Source organism: Limnothrix sp. HT2024, from assembly GCF_059138625.1.
Window position 1 is genome coordinate 2,032,943 of record NZ_CM181121.1, and the last position, 17,136, is coordinate 2,050,078.

Genomic DNA, 17,136 nt, shown 5'->3' on the forward strand with positions numbered 1-17,136 from the left:
TTAGCTGGATTTTGGCAGCGCGGTTTCCGCAAAACCCGTGGAGATCGAGCGGTGGACGAGCAGGGTTTTAAGCTGATTAGCCACCGATTGCCCAGCCGCACCCGCGAGCAACCCGAAGTGATCGCTGGCGATGTTGTGGGTGGTGATGGGGGTTTGGAGCAGGGTTTGCCAGGTGGCGGGGGAGTCGGCCAGGTCTACCTGAATGGCCGGCAAGGCGAGGGGATTGTCGGCCGCTGTGAACCCCAAGGTGCTGCGGAACAGGGTGACCCGAGCACGACAGGCAAAGGGTTCCGGGTGATAGGCGCTGAGTAGGCGATCGTGCCGAGCGGCCAATTGCAGATTTTTATCCAAAAGTCGCCGCAGTTGCTCTGGGCGCAGGGGGGAACAGGCCGCCAGGTGATCGGTCATCAGGCTGGCGTAGTCCGCCGGGGCGACAGTTTGGAAATCGTCGAGACTCAGGGGGCGAGAACCGCGCCAACGGTAAACCAGCAGGTTGGTGATCAGCAGGGGAGCAAAGGCCGGATCGGTGATCGCGGGGTGCTCCTTGATCGATCGCAAGTCTTCGGAACCGGGCGCATAGGTATCCAGCAGGATCAGATCGGTCACGGATTGGCCCCGCTGCTCCAGCAGGCGACACATTTCCACGGCCACCGTTCCACCGAAGGAGTATCCCCCCAAGCGATAGTCGATCGCGGGGTGAAAGGTTTCAACCAGCGACAGGTAATGTTCAGCCAGCGCCGTGATGCTGTCTTGGGCAACGGATTCATTGGCTTCAATGCCCATCAGGGGGAAGTCTGGCCCCAGGTATTGGCTGAGGGACTGAAGCCAGTTGGTATCTCCCGGCGCACCGTGAATCCAGAAGGAAGCGGGCTGGGATCCTTGGTCGTGGAACACCATTAGGGGACTGGTTCCGGCGGGCGCGGCCGGCGCAGGTAGGGGGCCAAGGGCCCCTTGCAGTTGCGCCAGGGTGGGGTGCGCCAAGAACAAATTGGCGGGCAGCGATCGCCCCCATAGCCGTTCGAGGGATCGCCGCAAATCCGCTTGCACCAAGGAATCGACCCCCACGGTGCTCAGATCGGTGTCTTCGGTGAGCAACGCTGAATCTAGGCCCAGGGTTTGGCTGAGGAGCGATCGAAGGGTGGCCATGGCAGTGGAAGCAGTAGGATCGGGCGTGGCCAAACCGGCAGGGGTCACCAGTCCAGCGGAAACCGCCGTGGAAACCGCTGCTGAGACCATCTCGGAAACTGCCTCGGAAACTGCCTCAGGCCCCGTTGCCGCGACCACACTGGTCGATCGGGGAATCCAATGGCGGGTTTGGCTAAAGGGATAACCGGGCAGGGGGACTTTTTGGGGAGGAATGGGGCGATCGCTGGCCTGGGCAATCGCGCTGAGTTCCACCTGACCGGCTTGCCAGGCTTGGGCCAATTGCGCGAGAGGCGATGTTTCAATCAGCTCCCCGATCGGCCATTGCCCCTGTTCCAGCCAGGTTTGCATCTGCTGAAACAGGGTCGGGTAATCGGGGGCCACAAAGGCAACTCGCTGGGTCAACGCTTCCCGGCCGGTTTGCAGCGTATGGGCAACATCCGCCAAAGCAGGGCGATCGCCTTCGGTTTGCAAGGCATCGCGCAGGGCCACCACGGCGCTGCGCAGGGCTTGGGGCGTTTTGGCAGACAGGGGAATCACTTCCGGCTGCGGCTTGGCCAAGGCCGGCGGGGGGGTGGCCGCCGAATCCAAGACGCGCTCTAGCAACAGATGGCAATTTGCGCCGCCAAAGCCGAAGCTACTGACCCCAGCCCGCAACACCGCTTGCCCGGAGGGGTCGATCGCCGGTTCCCAGGGCTGCGGGGTGGTCGCAATTTGGAACCCGCCCCGTTCCAGGTGCAGCAACGGATTCAGGGATTGTTGATGGAGCGTGGGCGGAATTTGGCGGTGTTGCATCGCCAGCAACACTTTCAGCAAACCTGCAATGCCGGAAGCCGGCTCCAGGTGGCCAATATTGGTCTTGACCGATCCCAACCAACGGCGGGGCGCGGGTCGATCGGCTCCCTCGGGCGTGGCCGGGCCCGTCAGCCGACCAAAGGCCTCCGTAAGAGCATCCACCTCGATCGGGTCTCCAAGGGCCGTCCCCGTGCCGTGGGTTTCAATCAAGGTAATGGAAGCCGGATCCACCGCCGCTTGCTGATACACCTGGGCAATCAAGTCAGCCTGGGCCTGAGGGTTGGGAGCCGTCAGGGACATGCCATGGCCACCATGGTTCACCCCAGAAGCCCGAATCACGCCATAAATATGGTCGCGATCGGCCCGGGCCTGGGCTAAGGATTTGAGGCAAACCACGCCCACGCCTTCGCCCTTCACATAACCATTGGCCCGTGCGTCAAAAGTGTAGCAGCGGCCATCCGGCGACAAAACCCCCATCCGCGCCGCCATCATCACAGCCGTGGGAGACAGGAGCAAATGCACACCCCCCGCGATCGCCAAGGTGGCCTCACCGGAGCGGATGGCCTGCGCTGCCCGATGGACGGCCACCAAGGAGCTAGAGCAAGCGGTGTCAATAATTTCGCTGGGGCCACGCAGATCGAGCAGGTAGGACAGCCGGTTGGCAATCATGGCGTGGGCGTTGCCCGTGGCCACCTGGGGGCCCGCGTCGGGGCCAAAGCGCTCCACGTATTCATTCATCTGCACCCCCACAAACACGGCGGTGCGGCTGCCGGCCAGGGAAGAGGGCCGAATGCCCGCATCTTCCAAGGCGTGCCAGGCCTGCTGCAAAAACAGCCGATGTTGGGGATCCATCTGCTCCGCTTCCCGAGGGGAAATCCCGAAAAATAGCGGGTCGAAGGTGGCCACCTCCGTTAGGAACCCACCCCAGCGGGCGGCCTCTTCCCGACCCGTGCCGGCCAGTTGGGCAGCGCAGTCCCGCCAATCCCACCGCTCCGGCGGGGTTTCCACAATCAAATCCGTTCCCGCTACCAGGTTTTGCCAAAAGTCTTGCAGGCTGGGAGAACCGGGAAACAGGCCACTGATGCCAATGATCGCCACGCCGGAATCTTGATCGGGCCAGACCGGAGCCAAGGGCAAGGTGGGCGATTGGGGCATGGCGACCACGGTTCCATCATTCAGCTCCGCCCCATCGACCGCAGGGGGAACCAACACCGCCGCGATCGCGCTGGCATAGTCCGTTTGCAGATGTTCAGCCAAGGCAGCCAAGGTTCCCACCCGGAAGAAGAGGGCAGGACTCAGATCGATCGCATAGCGCCGGTTAATGCGCGTGGCAAATTCGCGCAGCAACATCGAGTCAAACCCGTATTCACTGAAGGGAGTCTGGGGCTGGAGTTTGTGGGGGGCGATCGCCAACACGGCTCCCGCCATCTCGGCCAATTCGTTGGTTAATGGGTCGGTGGTTAATGGATCGGTCAAATCACGGGTGAGCCGGGCGGCGATGGGTGGAGCGATCGCCGGGGCGGTCTGCTCGGGGATCGTCGCCGCGATCGGGGGCGGGGTAGTGGCCGCCGGAACCGCTCCGGACAGCCAAGGGCGCAACAACCGTTCCAGGGCGGGCGGCTCCCCATCGCAAATCACCACCCGGGCATGTTCCGAGGCAAATAACCCCGCCAAGACTTGCAGGGCAGCGGATGTTTGCAGGAGCCGCAGCCCCGTGGCCGCGAGGTAAAGATCTTGGGCCTGGGCATCCAGAGACATGCCCCCTTCGGCCCAAAGGGGCCAGGCGATCGCCACGCCGCCGCTGGCCTCGGCGACTGCATCAAGATAGCGATTGGCACAGGCATAGTTACAACTGCCCAAGTCTCCCGCTACGGCTGCCAAAGATGAAAACAGGATTCGCAACGAAAGCGACGACCAATCCAGAACGGTCTGGAGCACCTGAACACCCAGAATTTTGGGACGCAGCACCGCCGCAAACTCCGACCAACTGAGGGATCCCAAGGCCGCCTGCCCCTGAAGACCCGCACAGTGAACTAAGCCCTCGATCGCCCCCCATTCCGTGGTCACATGGGCCACCATCACTTCCATGCTGATCCGATCCGTGAGATCCACCGCGTAGTAGCGTGCTTCACCGCCGGTTCGACGAATGGCGGCCAACTGCGCCTCGATCGCCGGAGACAGGGGCGATCGCCCGGTCAGCACCAACCGCGCCTGATGGTGTCTGGCTAAATACAGCGCCACCTGAGATCCCAAGGCCCCGGCCCCGCCGGTCACCAAAATGACGCTGCGAGGGCGCAAAGTCACCGCAGGCACAGCGGCAGCCTCCCAGGCCACCCAGTCTTCGCCGTAGCGTTTTCCCAGGCGATAGAGAATATCCGCATCCATCCAGGGGGTCTGCACCTCATCGGTCAGAATCCCGGCCCAAGCCTTGGCCTCCGCTTCCACCCGAATGGTGCGCAACCGCAGGCGAGCACAGGCGGCCGTGAGCGATCGCCGGAAACCAGCCACCGCCACGCGGCCCGGCACATCGCCCCCCGACCCGGAAAACACATAGTGAATATCCAAGGGTTCAGATTGGGTTTGCAGCAGGGCCTGACTGAGCAAAAACATGCGGTGCAACGGCGTGTGCTGTAAATCCCGGTTCGATCGGGAGTCCGCAGCCAACTCCGTTAGATCCCAGGCTTGGATCAGGCATTGCACGGGCGGACAGGCCGCCAACAGCCGGCTATAGTGCTCGGCCGCATGGGGATCGATCCGAAAATCCATGGGCAATGGGTCGGCAGCCAACAGCTCAAAAGATCCTGTCCCTGGCAACACCCCAATCACCAGTCGGGGAGCCAGGCGATCGCGCACCGTCTGCAACACCTCTGGATTGGGGGCAAAGAACAGCACCGCCGCCGCCGAGACACAACGTTCCAGGGGAGCCGATCGCCAAATGGGATAGAACCGGGGGGGCAGCGGGGGCAAGGGCGCGGTGGTCGGCTCCGACGTGAGAGCCAACCAGTAGCGCTCCGGCTCGAAGGCATAGCCCGGTAAGGGAACGGGGGATCCAGATCCCGCCCAAGGGGGCAGCGGGCCGCCCGCCAACCAAGCTTGGGCAGCGGCGGGCAGGGCATTGGCCAGCGCACCGATCGACCAGCGCTTCAGGGCCTGGATTGCCGCTGGCACCGAATCGGCCATGACCGCCGCTCGGCACTCCATGGGCACACGACCCCGGTGGAGCGTGGCCGCCACATCCGCCAAGGCCAACGTTGCGCCATGGGTTTCCAGATACTGAGCCAGGTTCCGCACTTGCCGTTCCAAGGCGGCAGGATGACGAGCCGACAGGGGCAACAGCAAGGGAACCTGGGGCCGATCGCCCGAGGCAGGAACCACGGTGGCGGGGGTTGGCTCGTAACTGGCCAAAATCACATGCACATTCGTGCCCCCCGCTCCAAAGGAACTGATCCCCGCCCGACGCTCGCCCACCCAGGGCGATCGCGCCGTTTGCAACACAAAGGGACTGTGGCTGAAATCCAAAACTGGGTTAGGCGGTGTGCAATGGAGCGTGGGCACGAGGGTTTGGTGACGCATCTGCAACGCCACTTTGATCACCCCCGCCACCCCCGCAGCGGCTTCCAAATGACCAATGTTGGACTTCACCGATCCCAGCGCACAGAAATGCGATTGATCCGTGTAGCGGCGAAAGGCCTTGTCTAGCCCCCGCAATTCCAACGGATCTCCCACGGTCGTTCCCGTACCATGGGCTTCCACATAGCTCAAGGTGGCGGGAGAAATGCCCGCGTCCTGGAGGGCCAGCTCAATCAGCTCCGCTTGGGCCTCGGGATTGGGAACCGTGTAGCCCGTGGTCAGGCCATCTTGATTGATGGCGCTGCCGAGGATCACCGCCTCAATTCGATCGCCGTCGGCCTCCGCCAACGACAGGGGCTTCAGCAACACCGCGCCCACCCCTTCACCGGGCACAAACCCATTGGCCCCCTGGCCAAAGCTATGGCAGCGACCATCGGCCGCCAAGAAGCCCAAACCGCTCAGGGCGACGTATTTGCAAGGATGCAACAGCAGGTTCACTCCGCCCGCGATCGCAACGGCACATTCACCCCGCCGCAAGGACTGCACAGCCAAGTGAATGGCCGCCAAGGACGAGGAGCAGGCCGTATCCACCGCCAAACTGGGGCCCTTGCAGTCTAAAAACCAGGACACCCGGTTGGCCACGGACCAATAGGATGAGGATCCGAGAATTTGGTTACTCCGCAACCATTCTTGGGCCGAGAGCAACTGATAACTGCCCCAGGTGATGCCCACAAAAACGCCCACCCGACGCGGGGAGCCATCGGCCGCTTGACGCAGGCGATCGGGGGTGTAGCCCGCATTTTCCAGGGTGTGCCAGGCGGTTTGCAGAAACAGCCGCTCTTGGGGATCCATGGAAACCGCTTCCCGGGGGGAAATCCGGAAAAACAGGGGATCAAATTGATCAACCCCATCCAGAAAGCCCCCCCAACGGCAGACGCATTGGCTGGCGTATTGGTCAGGATTCCAGCGGCTGGCGGGCACTTCGGTAATGCAATCTGCGCCCGCCGCCAGGTTGTCCCAAAAGTCCTCCAGGGTGTTGGCTCCGGGGAAGCGTCCGGCCATGCCAATGATGGCGATCGGTTCCTGGGGGTTGAAACGGCGCGATCGGGTGGTTTGGGCTAACTCTCCCGGGCGATCGGGCATGGATGGGGCGAAGGTTGGTTCCCCCGTCGAGGTTTCAGCTCGGGGGGATTGCCCTTCGGGAACTGCCGTCAGCCCCAAGGGGGACACCGGAGAACCGATTGGCTGGGGGGCCGGTTCTGGGGGTTCCGCCGGTTGATCCGATCGCAAATACGGAGTCAGGGCGGCCACGGTGGGATTTTCAAACAGCAGGGCTGAGTTGAAAGCCCGATCCGAGGGCTGTTTTTGAATGGCTTCACCCAGGCGCGCCAATTGCAGCGAATCAAACCCTAATTCTCCCAGTCGGGCTTGGGGGTCAATTTCTTCGGGCCGCAAACCCAGCAGGTCGGAAATGATCGATCGCAAAACGGGCAAGGTATCCGAAGCCGTGGCCTGAGCAGCCACAGGAGCCGCAGGCATCGGATTGGCGGCCAAGGGTCGATCCGACTGAGCGGGCGTTGCGGAGTGGCCTTGAAAGCGGCCCTGAAGAAATGCTTGGAATTTTTCCGGCTCTCCCGGGGCGATCGCCACTTGGGGATGGGGTTGGCGAATGGCCCAATGGATCAGTTCCAGACCCTGGGCGGGGGTTAGGGGTTGCAGTCCCGCCATGTCCGCCATCCAAGCCTGGGAAACCTCCGTCAAGGCCATGCCGCCCCCTTGCCAGAAGGGCAAATTCAGGGTGCGGCTCACACCCGATCGCTGCTGTAATTGCCGCTGGGTTTCCCGTTGCTGAATCCAAGCATCCAAGAAAGCATTGGCGGCGGCATAATCGCCCTGGCCCGGGGCCCCCATCAGGGCACTGAGGGAAGACAGGCACAGGAAAAAGTCCAGCGGATCCTGGCGCGTGAGGTAATCGAGATAAACGGTTCCTTGCACCTTGGGCCGCAAGACTCGCCCGAAGGTGGGCCGGTCTTTGTGGATCAGCAGCGCGTCTTCAATCAGGCCGGCGGCATGGATCACGCCGCGCAGGGGCCGGCCCGTTTGGCGGGCGGCGTTGACCACGGCGATCGCCCCGTCCCAGTCGCCCACATCGGCCGCCACGTAGGTGATTTGGGCCCCTTGGGCCCGCCAGGCTTCCAGACGCGCGGTTTTGCGATCATCTAGGGGCGATCGACCCACCAGCACCAACGACACCGGAGCCGAGCCGATCGCGTTTTCCACCAACTGTTGACCAATAGCCCCCAAACCGCCGGTGAGGATATAGCAACCGCCCCCTTGCCAGAGACCGGACGGGGCCGGGTTTCCTGGGTCGATCGCGGGATCCAACAACTGCCAGGTACGCACCCGGGATCCCGTTGCTTGGAACTGAAGATGGTTCAGCTCTGGACGCTGCCACAGCAGGGCGATCGCCCGCAACAGCTCTCGGGAAGGTTGGTTCAGCTCCGTCACCCCCGACAGCACCGCCGGCCGCAATCGGGTGCTCTCCTGGCCCACGGCGGTACAGAAGGCCGCCGCCGCCGCCGTCCAGGGAGCAGCCGGATCCTCTCCCAAATAAATCCAGGACACCGGGCTAGGGCTGATGGCGGGCGATCGCAACAGGGCCCGCAATCCATAGAACAGGGGATAGAGCGTTTGGGTCAGGCCCTGGCGGATCGCCTGCGGCGGTGCATCATCCGGGGCCGCCGTTGCCAGGCTCCGAAAGAGCACATGGGTGGGTGCGAGGCCTTGATCAGCGAGGTGAGCCAGCAGTTCGCCAAAATCCGATTCCCGCGAGCTGTTCAATCGGTAGCGATCGCCCGGTAGCGGTTCAAAGGCCAGGCCCGGAATCACCTGAATCACCCGCCGGAACCGGCAGCAATCGGGATGGGCTTGCACCGCTGCGGCCATGGCCGCTCCCTCGGCTTCGGGGCCAATCCAGAGGAGCACCTCACCTACCACAGGATCGACCGCAGCTCCCGAAGCGGCTTCAGGGGCGATCGCTTGCCAATCGGGAATCAAAACCCCTACCGCTCCCGGGGACGAGGGCGGCTTTTTTGCCGAGGGTAAATCGGGAGAACTGGCTGGGGAACTCGCCGGGAGCGGCTCCGCTCGGCCGGTGTTGATCCAGGCGGTCACGGGTTGAGCCGGCCGGGGAAACCAACAGGGGCGCAACTCAAACGGATAGGACGGCAGGGTGACGCGGGATGGTTTGGGCCCCAGCCACAGGGCTTCCCAATCCACCTCGGCCCCTTGAACCCAGGCGGTGGCCAGGGCAAGGGGGGAATCGGGCCGGGTGCGAATCACCCGATCGTCTGGCCCACAACGCCCCACCAATCCTTGGGCGATCGGCCCGTCGGCTAAAAAGGCCTCCCATTGGCTCAACAGGTCATTGAGATTTTTGGCCACCACGGCCAAGCGATAGGGGAGGGCAACGCGCCCGGTTTGCAATGTCCAAACCAGTGCCACCCAATCGATCGGGGCTTCCGTTGCGGGGGTTCCTGGGGCTGGGTCGGTGATAAAGCCTGACTGGGAGGAATTTTGGGGTTGGATCAGCACCGATCGCAGTTGGCGCACCCAAACTTGGAGTCGTTCCCGATCAAGGGCCGAAACCGGCACTACGTATTCCCCCTCTGGCACCATCAGCCCGCTCACAGTGACCGGGGCTGCCGCCGGATCAAGCACGAGGCGATCGAAGCCGTTGCGTTCAGTCCCCCCGGGATGTAGGTCTCCCGCACTCGATCCGTTGCGATCAATCCCTGGGCGATCCCACGGGGTTTGGGCCCTGGCCGGGTCGGGATCAAGTCCCGATCGCCCCGACTCCGATCGATATTCCTCCACAATCAGGTGCGCATTCACCCCGCCCGCCCCAAAGGAGCTGATGCCCGCCCGCCGAGGCACGCCGGGCTGGGTTTGCCAGGGCATGGCCTGGGTTTGCACCCGCACCGGGGCTTGGTCAAAGGCAATGTGCGGATTGGGATCGGCGGCATACAACGAGGGAGCCAACTGGCCATGGCGCATTTGCAGGAGCACTTTGGTGAGTCCCGCAATGCCCGCCGCCGCCTCCAGGTGGCCGATGTTGGCCTTCAACGACCCGATCGCACAGTAGGGCTGGTCATGGACACCGAGGGCTTCGGTTAGCCCCGCCACCTCGATCGGGTCTCCCAACGTCGTGCCCGTGCCGTGGGCTTCGATGTAGGACAAGCTGTGCGGATCCACCATCGCATCCTGAAGGGCCGATCGAATCACCGCCGCCTGGGCCGTGGGGTTGGGCACGGTGTAGCCCGACACCTTGCCGCCACTGTTGACCGCCGAACCGCGAATGACTCCCCAGATCCGATCGCCATCCCGCTCTGCGTCGGCCAAGGGTTTGAGCACCACCACGCCCACCCCTTCGCCGGGAACCATACCCGAGGCCCCGGCCCCAAAGGGCCGGCAAACCCCATCGTTCGCCAACATCTTCAGCCGATGCAGGGCCAGCAAATGCCGAGGATGCAAAATCAGATTCACCCCACCGGCCAAGGCCGCTCGACATTCTCCCCGCCGCAGACTTTGCACCGCCAGATGAATGGCCACCAGGGAGGAAGAGCAAGCCGTATCCACCGCCAAGCTAGGGCCTTGGAAGTTGCAAAAATAGGACAAGCGATTGGCGATCGAGGAAGGAGAAGCACCGGTCAGCACAAAATCGCCTTGCAACGCAGCCTCGGCGGCCAGGAGCTGATATTCGCCATACATCACCCCTGCAAACACCCCAACGGCTCGCTTGGCGGCTGGATCGGGCGATCGCACCAGGGTATTGGGGGTTAAGCCCGCGTCTTCCAGCGCGGCCCAGGCCACTTCCATAAACAGCCGCTCTTGGGGATCAATCCCCGTTGCTTCCACGGGCGAAATGCCGAAAAAGCGTGGGTCAAAGGTATCGATCGCCCCTAACCAGCCCGCCCGCCGCGCCGTGGGATGCTCGGCCAATTCAAATTCAGGGGACTCAAATTGACGACCGGACGGCGGTTCACTAATCACATCACGCCCGGTGATCAGGGTTTCCCAAAAGGCCGCCAAGTCCGCACCGCCCGGGTAGCGACCCGCTAACCCCACAATGGCGATCGCCCCATCCTCCACAGCCCGGCTCGTCGAGGGGATCGATCGAGCTTGGCTGGGGCCCTGGCTCGATCGGCCCGTGGGAACTGGGGCGATCGGCTCCGCAACCGGCTGGCCACCGCCCGCCAATTCCGGTGCGGGCGTTGTGGGCGTAAGCGAGGTTGTTGGGGCTGAGGTTATTGAGGCTGAGGCTGAAGTGGTCGATCGGGGCGCAGATGTCAGCGGTGCTGGGAGCGGTGCGGGAACCGGTGCGGGCGGCAACCCCGGGGAGGGCGGTGACAGCTCCCCAGAAGACGCAGGGGCAACCACAGTCGACGGAACCGCCGAACGAGCCGCCGCCACCAAAGCAGCGATCGCCTCAGGCTTATTCGCCTCCAGCCATTGGGTCAGCGCATCCAGCGAAGGGCATTGGAACAGCAGCGTTTGGGGCAGCAGGCCAAAGGTTTGCTCCAAGGCGCGAATCAATTCCAAGGTCACCAACGAGTCCACCCCGTAGGTCTCGAAGTTGGCTTGGCGCGATAGGGTTGTTCCCTCCAGGCGCAACACTTGCCCAAACACCTGCCGTAAATGGGCCAGTACCACCGCTCGGGAATCCCCTTCAGCCAGGGCCGGAGCCGCCGACGATGAGGATGCAGCGGACGGAGCCGATGGAGAAACCGGACGATCGGGCACAACAGGGGCCCCTTGGGGAGCCGCCGCCGTGGGGCACTCAATCCAACCATCGCTCGCCCCCAGAATGATCGTCTCGATCGGGAATCCCGCATCTGGCCGGGCAGGACTCGCCAGGTGAATGGATTGGAACCCGGCCGCCCGGAACAGAGCTTCCCACTGGGCGGGACTCAGGAGCGGCGCATGGGGCAAGCGCCAATCCCCATCCCCAAACAGCCACCATCCCTCCGTGAGTCCAAAGGTCAGGGTGGCAAAGTCCTGAACCCGGGTTCCTTCGTTGAGCACCAACAGGCCGTGGCGCTTCAAGAGCCGTTTCGCCTCGCGCACGGAAGCGGTCACACTCTCCGTGGCATGGAGCACATTGGCCGCCAACACCAGGTCATAGCTACCGGGCGCAAAGGACTGGGCCGCCACATCTTGGGCAATGTTCAACACCCGAAATTCACAGAAGGAGCGGCCTTGATCCAAGGTCTGCTGGGCTTGGTATACCAGGGTGGGCGAAATATCAGTGAAGGTGTAATGAACACTGGCTGCATAGGCATCCAAGGCTTTCAGCACCGCAAAACTGGTTCCCCCCGTGCCGCCACCAATCTCCAAAATTCGGAAGGGCTGTTGGGGTGTGGGTTGGGCGGCCACCACCGCTGCGGCCACCGTGGCGGCGGTCAAGTCGTTGTAGTAATCCATCAGGGGATTGCCACGATAGATCCCTTCCACTTGGGCGGCGGATCCCCGAGGAAAGAGAATCTCTAGGGGATCGCAGGCCCCGCGCAAAATATCGCCATAGCGTTCTAAGCAGCGATCGAGCAGGGTTAAGCAAGGATCAATGCCTACATAGCGTGATCGCAGTCGATCGGCCTCGGCGGGGCTGTTGGCAATCCGGCGATCCATTTCCGGCGTGAGGCACAGGGGCGTTAACCCCAGCCCATCGCCCTGTTCCGCCAAGAATCCGGCTCGGGTCAGCAAATCACCCAAGGCCCAAATCAGGCGCTCATAACGGGGCTGCACCGCCAGTTGCGTCATCACCGATCGCACGGACCAGCGATCGGCGGACGATCGCAGCAACCCCAGTTGGCGCAGGGTGGCCAGCAGTCGCCCATGGGCATAGGCCTCAAGCTGTTGGAAAGCCTCGATCGACTCAGGCGCGATCGGGCGTTCCTGCACAAACCGAGCCATGGCCTGGGCCGCCGCCGCCGGGAGCATGGGCGAGGCGATCGCCCCTGCCGGTTCCGTGGTCCAGCCCGTTAGCTGCAACTGGGCCAAAATTTCCGGCGCGACCAGCATGGGCAAACATTGGCGCACTTCCCAGCGCAACAGCCGTTCCAGGGTTTCCACCCCTTCGGCGGTGTTGATGCCCAAAATGCCCTGCTTTTCAATGCGTCGACTATAGAACTCGGTGGCCACAATGCCCGTTTCGCGCCAGTAGCCCCAGTTAATGATCTGGATCCGAGGCCCCGTGGGAGGCAACGCCAAGGCAAAGGCATCCTGGAAGGTGCAACCGGCCGCGTAGTTACTTTGCCCCGCATTGCCCATCAAGGCATTGGCCGACGAGAAGAAGATCAGAAAATCCAGGGGTTGTTGGCGAGTCAGTTCCACCAGCAGCCAACTGCCCGCCACCTTGGGAGCCAGGGCCGCTTGCAGGGCCGCCAGGGTCATGGTGCGCAGGCTGGCATCTTGCAGCACCAGGGCGGAATGAATCACCCCTCGCAGGGGCCCCCAAGTTTGCTGAATTTCTTGGATCAGACCGGCCATGGCGACGGGATCCGCCACATCGATCGCTCGGTATTGGGCGATCGCCCCCAAAGCCGTGAGTTCCCGCAGTTGGGCGGCTCGCACTTCAGTGAGGGGGCGGCGGCCCGTCAAAATCAATTTGACCCCGGTAATCGCCGCCAGACATTTGGCCGCTTCGTAGCCAATGCCGGTCATGCCACCCACGATTAGGTAGCAGCCATCGGGATCAATCGGTAGGGGCCGCGGATCCGGCGGCAAGGCCATGGGCTGAATGGCCCGCCGCAACCGACGTGTTCCCCGATAGGCCAGTTCCAACCCCGGTTCCGCCGCTGGTTCCGTGGCAATTCGGCGGGCCAGGTGGGCGAATGGGTTGGTTAGATCAGTGAGATCAAGGCGATCGATTGGCTCAACCAGTTCCAGATCCACCCGGCTGAGATCCAAGCAGGTCACTGCCAAATCCGTGAATTCCCGGGACAGGGCCTTGGTGAAGCCAATCACCGTGGCTTGCCAGGGCTGAATCGGCCCGACTCCCACGGCTTGGGCCTCTTGGGTGATGACCCGCAGCCGCGCTCCCGATCGCCACAGTCGATGCCGATCGAGGCCTTGGATCAGGTGAAACAGGCTGACCACCCCTTGATCTTGCAGCGCCGTCAGTTCCGCCAGGCTGGCGGGCGCGCTCCGACTCCCCGCCGCCAGAAAATAGATGGTTTCCAAGGGGGGGAGTTGTGACCAAATCGGCTCCCAATCGCTGGCCGCTGCGCCCACTTGCCAATGGTTTGGGCCCAGGGATTGGCGGGATCCCGCAAGCTGCACTTGATAGATCGGAGCCGAAGGGTGCTGTGCTTGCAGGGCCGCTGCTAAGGGCCGATCGCCCGGTGCATAAACCATTAACACCGCCCCGGATTCGGGAGCGATCGGCTCTGGCCAAGGGGTTTCTTGCCAAACGGGCCGGTAGCAGGGCACGGCTTCAATGGCACTGGCTGGGGCCGCCGCCGAAAAACCGGTCGGGGCGATCGCCCCCTCTGAGCCGAGGGCCACAGGTGCGCCGTTGTGGGCAGGAACCGGCCCAGCCCCCACGGGCAGCCCCGATCGGGACAGGCCCTGACCATTGCCCCCCGGAACCAAAGGCGGAATTCCAGGATGGCCATTGGGCGACGTGCCCAGCAGACTGCCTTCCGTGCGCAAGGGGCGGAGGGTAAAGGTGTTGATGCGGATCAAGTCCTCACCCGCCAGGTTCGTGATCCGCAAATCAAAGGAATATTCCGAGATCGGCGCTTGCGAAGGCCGCACATAAACCCAGCAATCCTCCGTGAGGGGTTGCAGGATCTGCAAGGTGGCGATCGAGGCCGGCAGCAGCAGGGGCAAATCGGCCGCCCGAGGAGCCAGCAGGCCCATCACGCATTGCAAAGCCCCATCCAGCAACGAGGGGTGCAGCGCCATCCGAGGCAGCCAGGCCAATTCTGAGGCGGGCGCTTTCAGTTTGCCCAGGGCCTCAAAGGGGCCGGCCCACAATTGCTCAACGGTGCGATACAGCGGGCCATGAACCACATCGCGGCCATCCACCAGGTCGTAGAACGCCTTTTGCGTCCAGGTGCTGCCACAGCGTCGTTGCACGGCGACCGGATCGAAGTTGGGAGTTTCCGAGGACGATCGAGCGCTGGGGGTAGAGATCCAAACGGCGGTGGCACAGGGGCGATCGAGCGATGCCGTGGCCCCGCTGGGATCCGGCTCCATCCTGGCTTGCAATTGCAGCAGCAACCGCGAATCCTGGGTTTGCCATTGGGGAACCAAGGCCATGCCCGTCTGCACCGGGTGCAACCAACCGATATCTCGCAGTTCCCCGATCGGGTGGCCCGCCGCCTGGCCGGCTTCCAGCATCTGTTGCAAAATCGCCGCACCGGGTAAGACGGCTGTGCCCTGCACATGATGCTGACTCATCCAAAAGGTGAGATCTCGGGCGGGGGTGGGGGATAGGGGCGGGGGTGTGAGCTGGGGCGACCGTTGCACCCAATAGCGGGTGCGATCGAACGGATAGCGCGGCAGATCCACCAACCGGCCCGGTTCCGGGTAAAGCGCCGTCAAATCCGACAGGGTTCCCGCCACAAAATCCGCCGCCAAAGACAACAGGAAGGGGCGATCGCTCCGGCCACTTTGGAGCAGTTGAGCCACCTGGGCCCGCTGGGTGTCGCCCATTGCACCATCGGGGGTGAGGATCGGATCGTCCGACGGGGTGATCAACCAGGACTGAGCCGGGGTGGCTTCCGGGGCGATCGCCCGAGGCGTGATCACCAACAGGGACTGGTGAATCTGCCGCAGGTTGGCCAGTTGTTCATCCCAACTGCTGGCCACCCAAGCCGCCCGCACCGCCAAATGGCTGCGCTTGGTGGCCAGGGTCACGGCCAAATCAGCCAGGGGCAGCGGCGCTTGGCTGGTCAGGTGCTGGAGCAAATCCGCCACCCGTTGTCGCAATTGGGCCCGATCGCGCGCCGACAGCACCAACAGATATTCCGGGCGGGCGGGCGGGGCCGGCGCGGCCACCTCGGGAGCCGCCGCCAAAACCATGTGGCAGTTCGCCCCATTCGCCCCAAAGGAGCTGATGGCGGCTAGGCGCGGGGTCTGAGTCCAAGGGCTGCCGTAGGGATCCAACCGCAGGGGGCTGGCATCCAATTGGATATGGCCATTCAGACCGGTGGAGAGGGGGCAAGGGGGTAGCGATCGATGCTTCAGGGCCAACACCACCTTCAACAGGGAAGCAATCCCGGCGGCGGTCAGGGAATGACCAATCACCCCTTTCACGGAGCCGATCGGGATCGAAGCGGGGGGCAGGGCAGCGGCGCGGAGGGCATCGCTCAGGGCATGGAGTTCGATCGGATCGCCCAGGGGCGTGCCCGTGCCATGGGTTTCCACATAGCCGATCGATCGGGGATCCAGGCCAAACCGCTGATAGACCTCCTGAATGAGGGTGGTTTGGGCCGGGCCGCTGGGGGCCGTGAGGCTGCTGGTTTTGCCATCCTGATTGGTGCCTGATCCTTGAATCACCGCATGGATCCGATCGCCATCGGCTAAGGCTCGATCCAGGGGCTTCAAAATCACAACCCCCACCCCTTCGCTGATCACAATGCCATCGGCACTGTGGTCAAAGGGTTTGCAGGTTCCCGTGGGCGACAGCATTCCCACCTTGCCCAGCAGCAGGTGCAACCGAGGTGTGGCCAACACGCTCACCCCGCCCGCGATCGCCAAGTCGCAATGGCCCTGCTCGATACTTTCGCAGGCGGTATGCACCGCAATCAGGGACGAAGAACAGGCCGAGTCGATCGCCAGGGTGGGCCCCTTCAGGTTCAACCAGTAGGCAATGCGTGCTGGCAACATGGCCCCCGCGTTACCCGTGAAGGTATAGCCATCCACCGGCAGCCCCGATTCCAGCAACAGTTCCCAATAGTCGCCGCTCGATGCGCCCACGAACACGCCCGTGCGGCTGCCATCCAAGCGCTGCTGCGGATAGCCCGCATCCTCCAGGGCGGCCCAGGTTTCCATCAGCAACAGGCGCTGCTGCGGATCCATAAACTCCGCTTCCCGGGGCGAAATTTGGAACAGGGCCGGATCAAACGCCCCCACATCGTCGAGGAAGCCCCCGTGGCGGCTGGGGGTTTTGTGGGGAGCCAGTCGATCGGGGTCATAGATGGCCCGCCAATCCCAGCGATCGGGCGGCACTTCGCTCACCACCGGCTGCCCTCGCTGGATCACCTGCCAAAATTCCGCCAAATTCCGGGCCCCGGGGAACTGGCCGGCCATGCCAATGATCGCGATTTGACGACCGGGGGGCTTGGTCACAGGTGACGACACCGGAGGCGCGGCCTCCGGAGCGGGAGCCGTCACGATCGGCGGTGCGGCGGGCCGTCGCCAATGGGGAAAGGCTTGCTCAATGTGGCGGGCCAATTGCTGCCCGGTGGAGTAGTTGAACAGATCCGTCGATCGCAACTCAATGGCCAGTTCAGCATTGAGCAACTTGGCTAGCTCGATCGCCACGATCGAATCAACCCCCAAATCGGAAAAGGGACGCTTGGGATCCAGGCGATCGGCTGGCACGTTCAAATAATTTGC

The 17,136-nt window shown here is 63.4% G+C and carries 1 protein-coding gene (running past one end of the window); it reads right to left on the bottom strand.

Annotated elements, in window-relative coordinates; translation table 11 throughout:
* Nucleotides 1-17,136, bottom strand: partial view of an SAM-dependent methyltransferase gene (locus tag AC2IAX_RS08250; protein ID WP_494390122.1) — the 3' portion only. It continues 11,655 nt past the right edge of the window; the window shows 17,136 of its 28,791 coding nt (coding positions 11,656-28,791); the start codon falls outside the window, past its right edge — the gene reads right to left on this strand; its stop codon occupies nucleotides 1-3.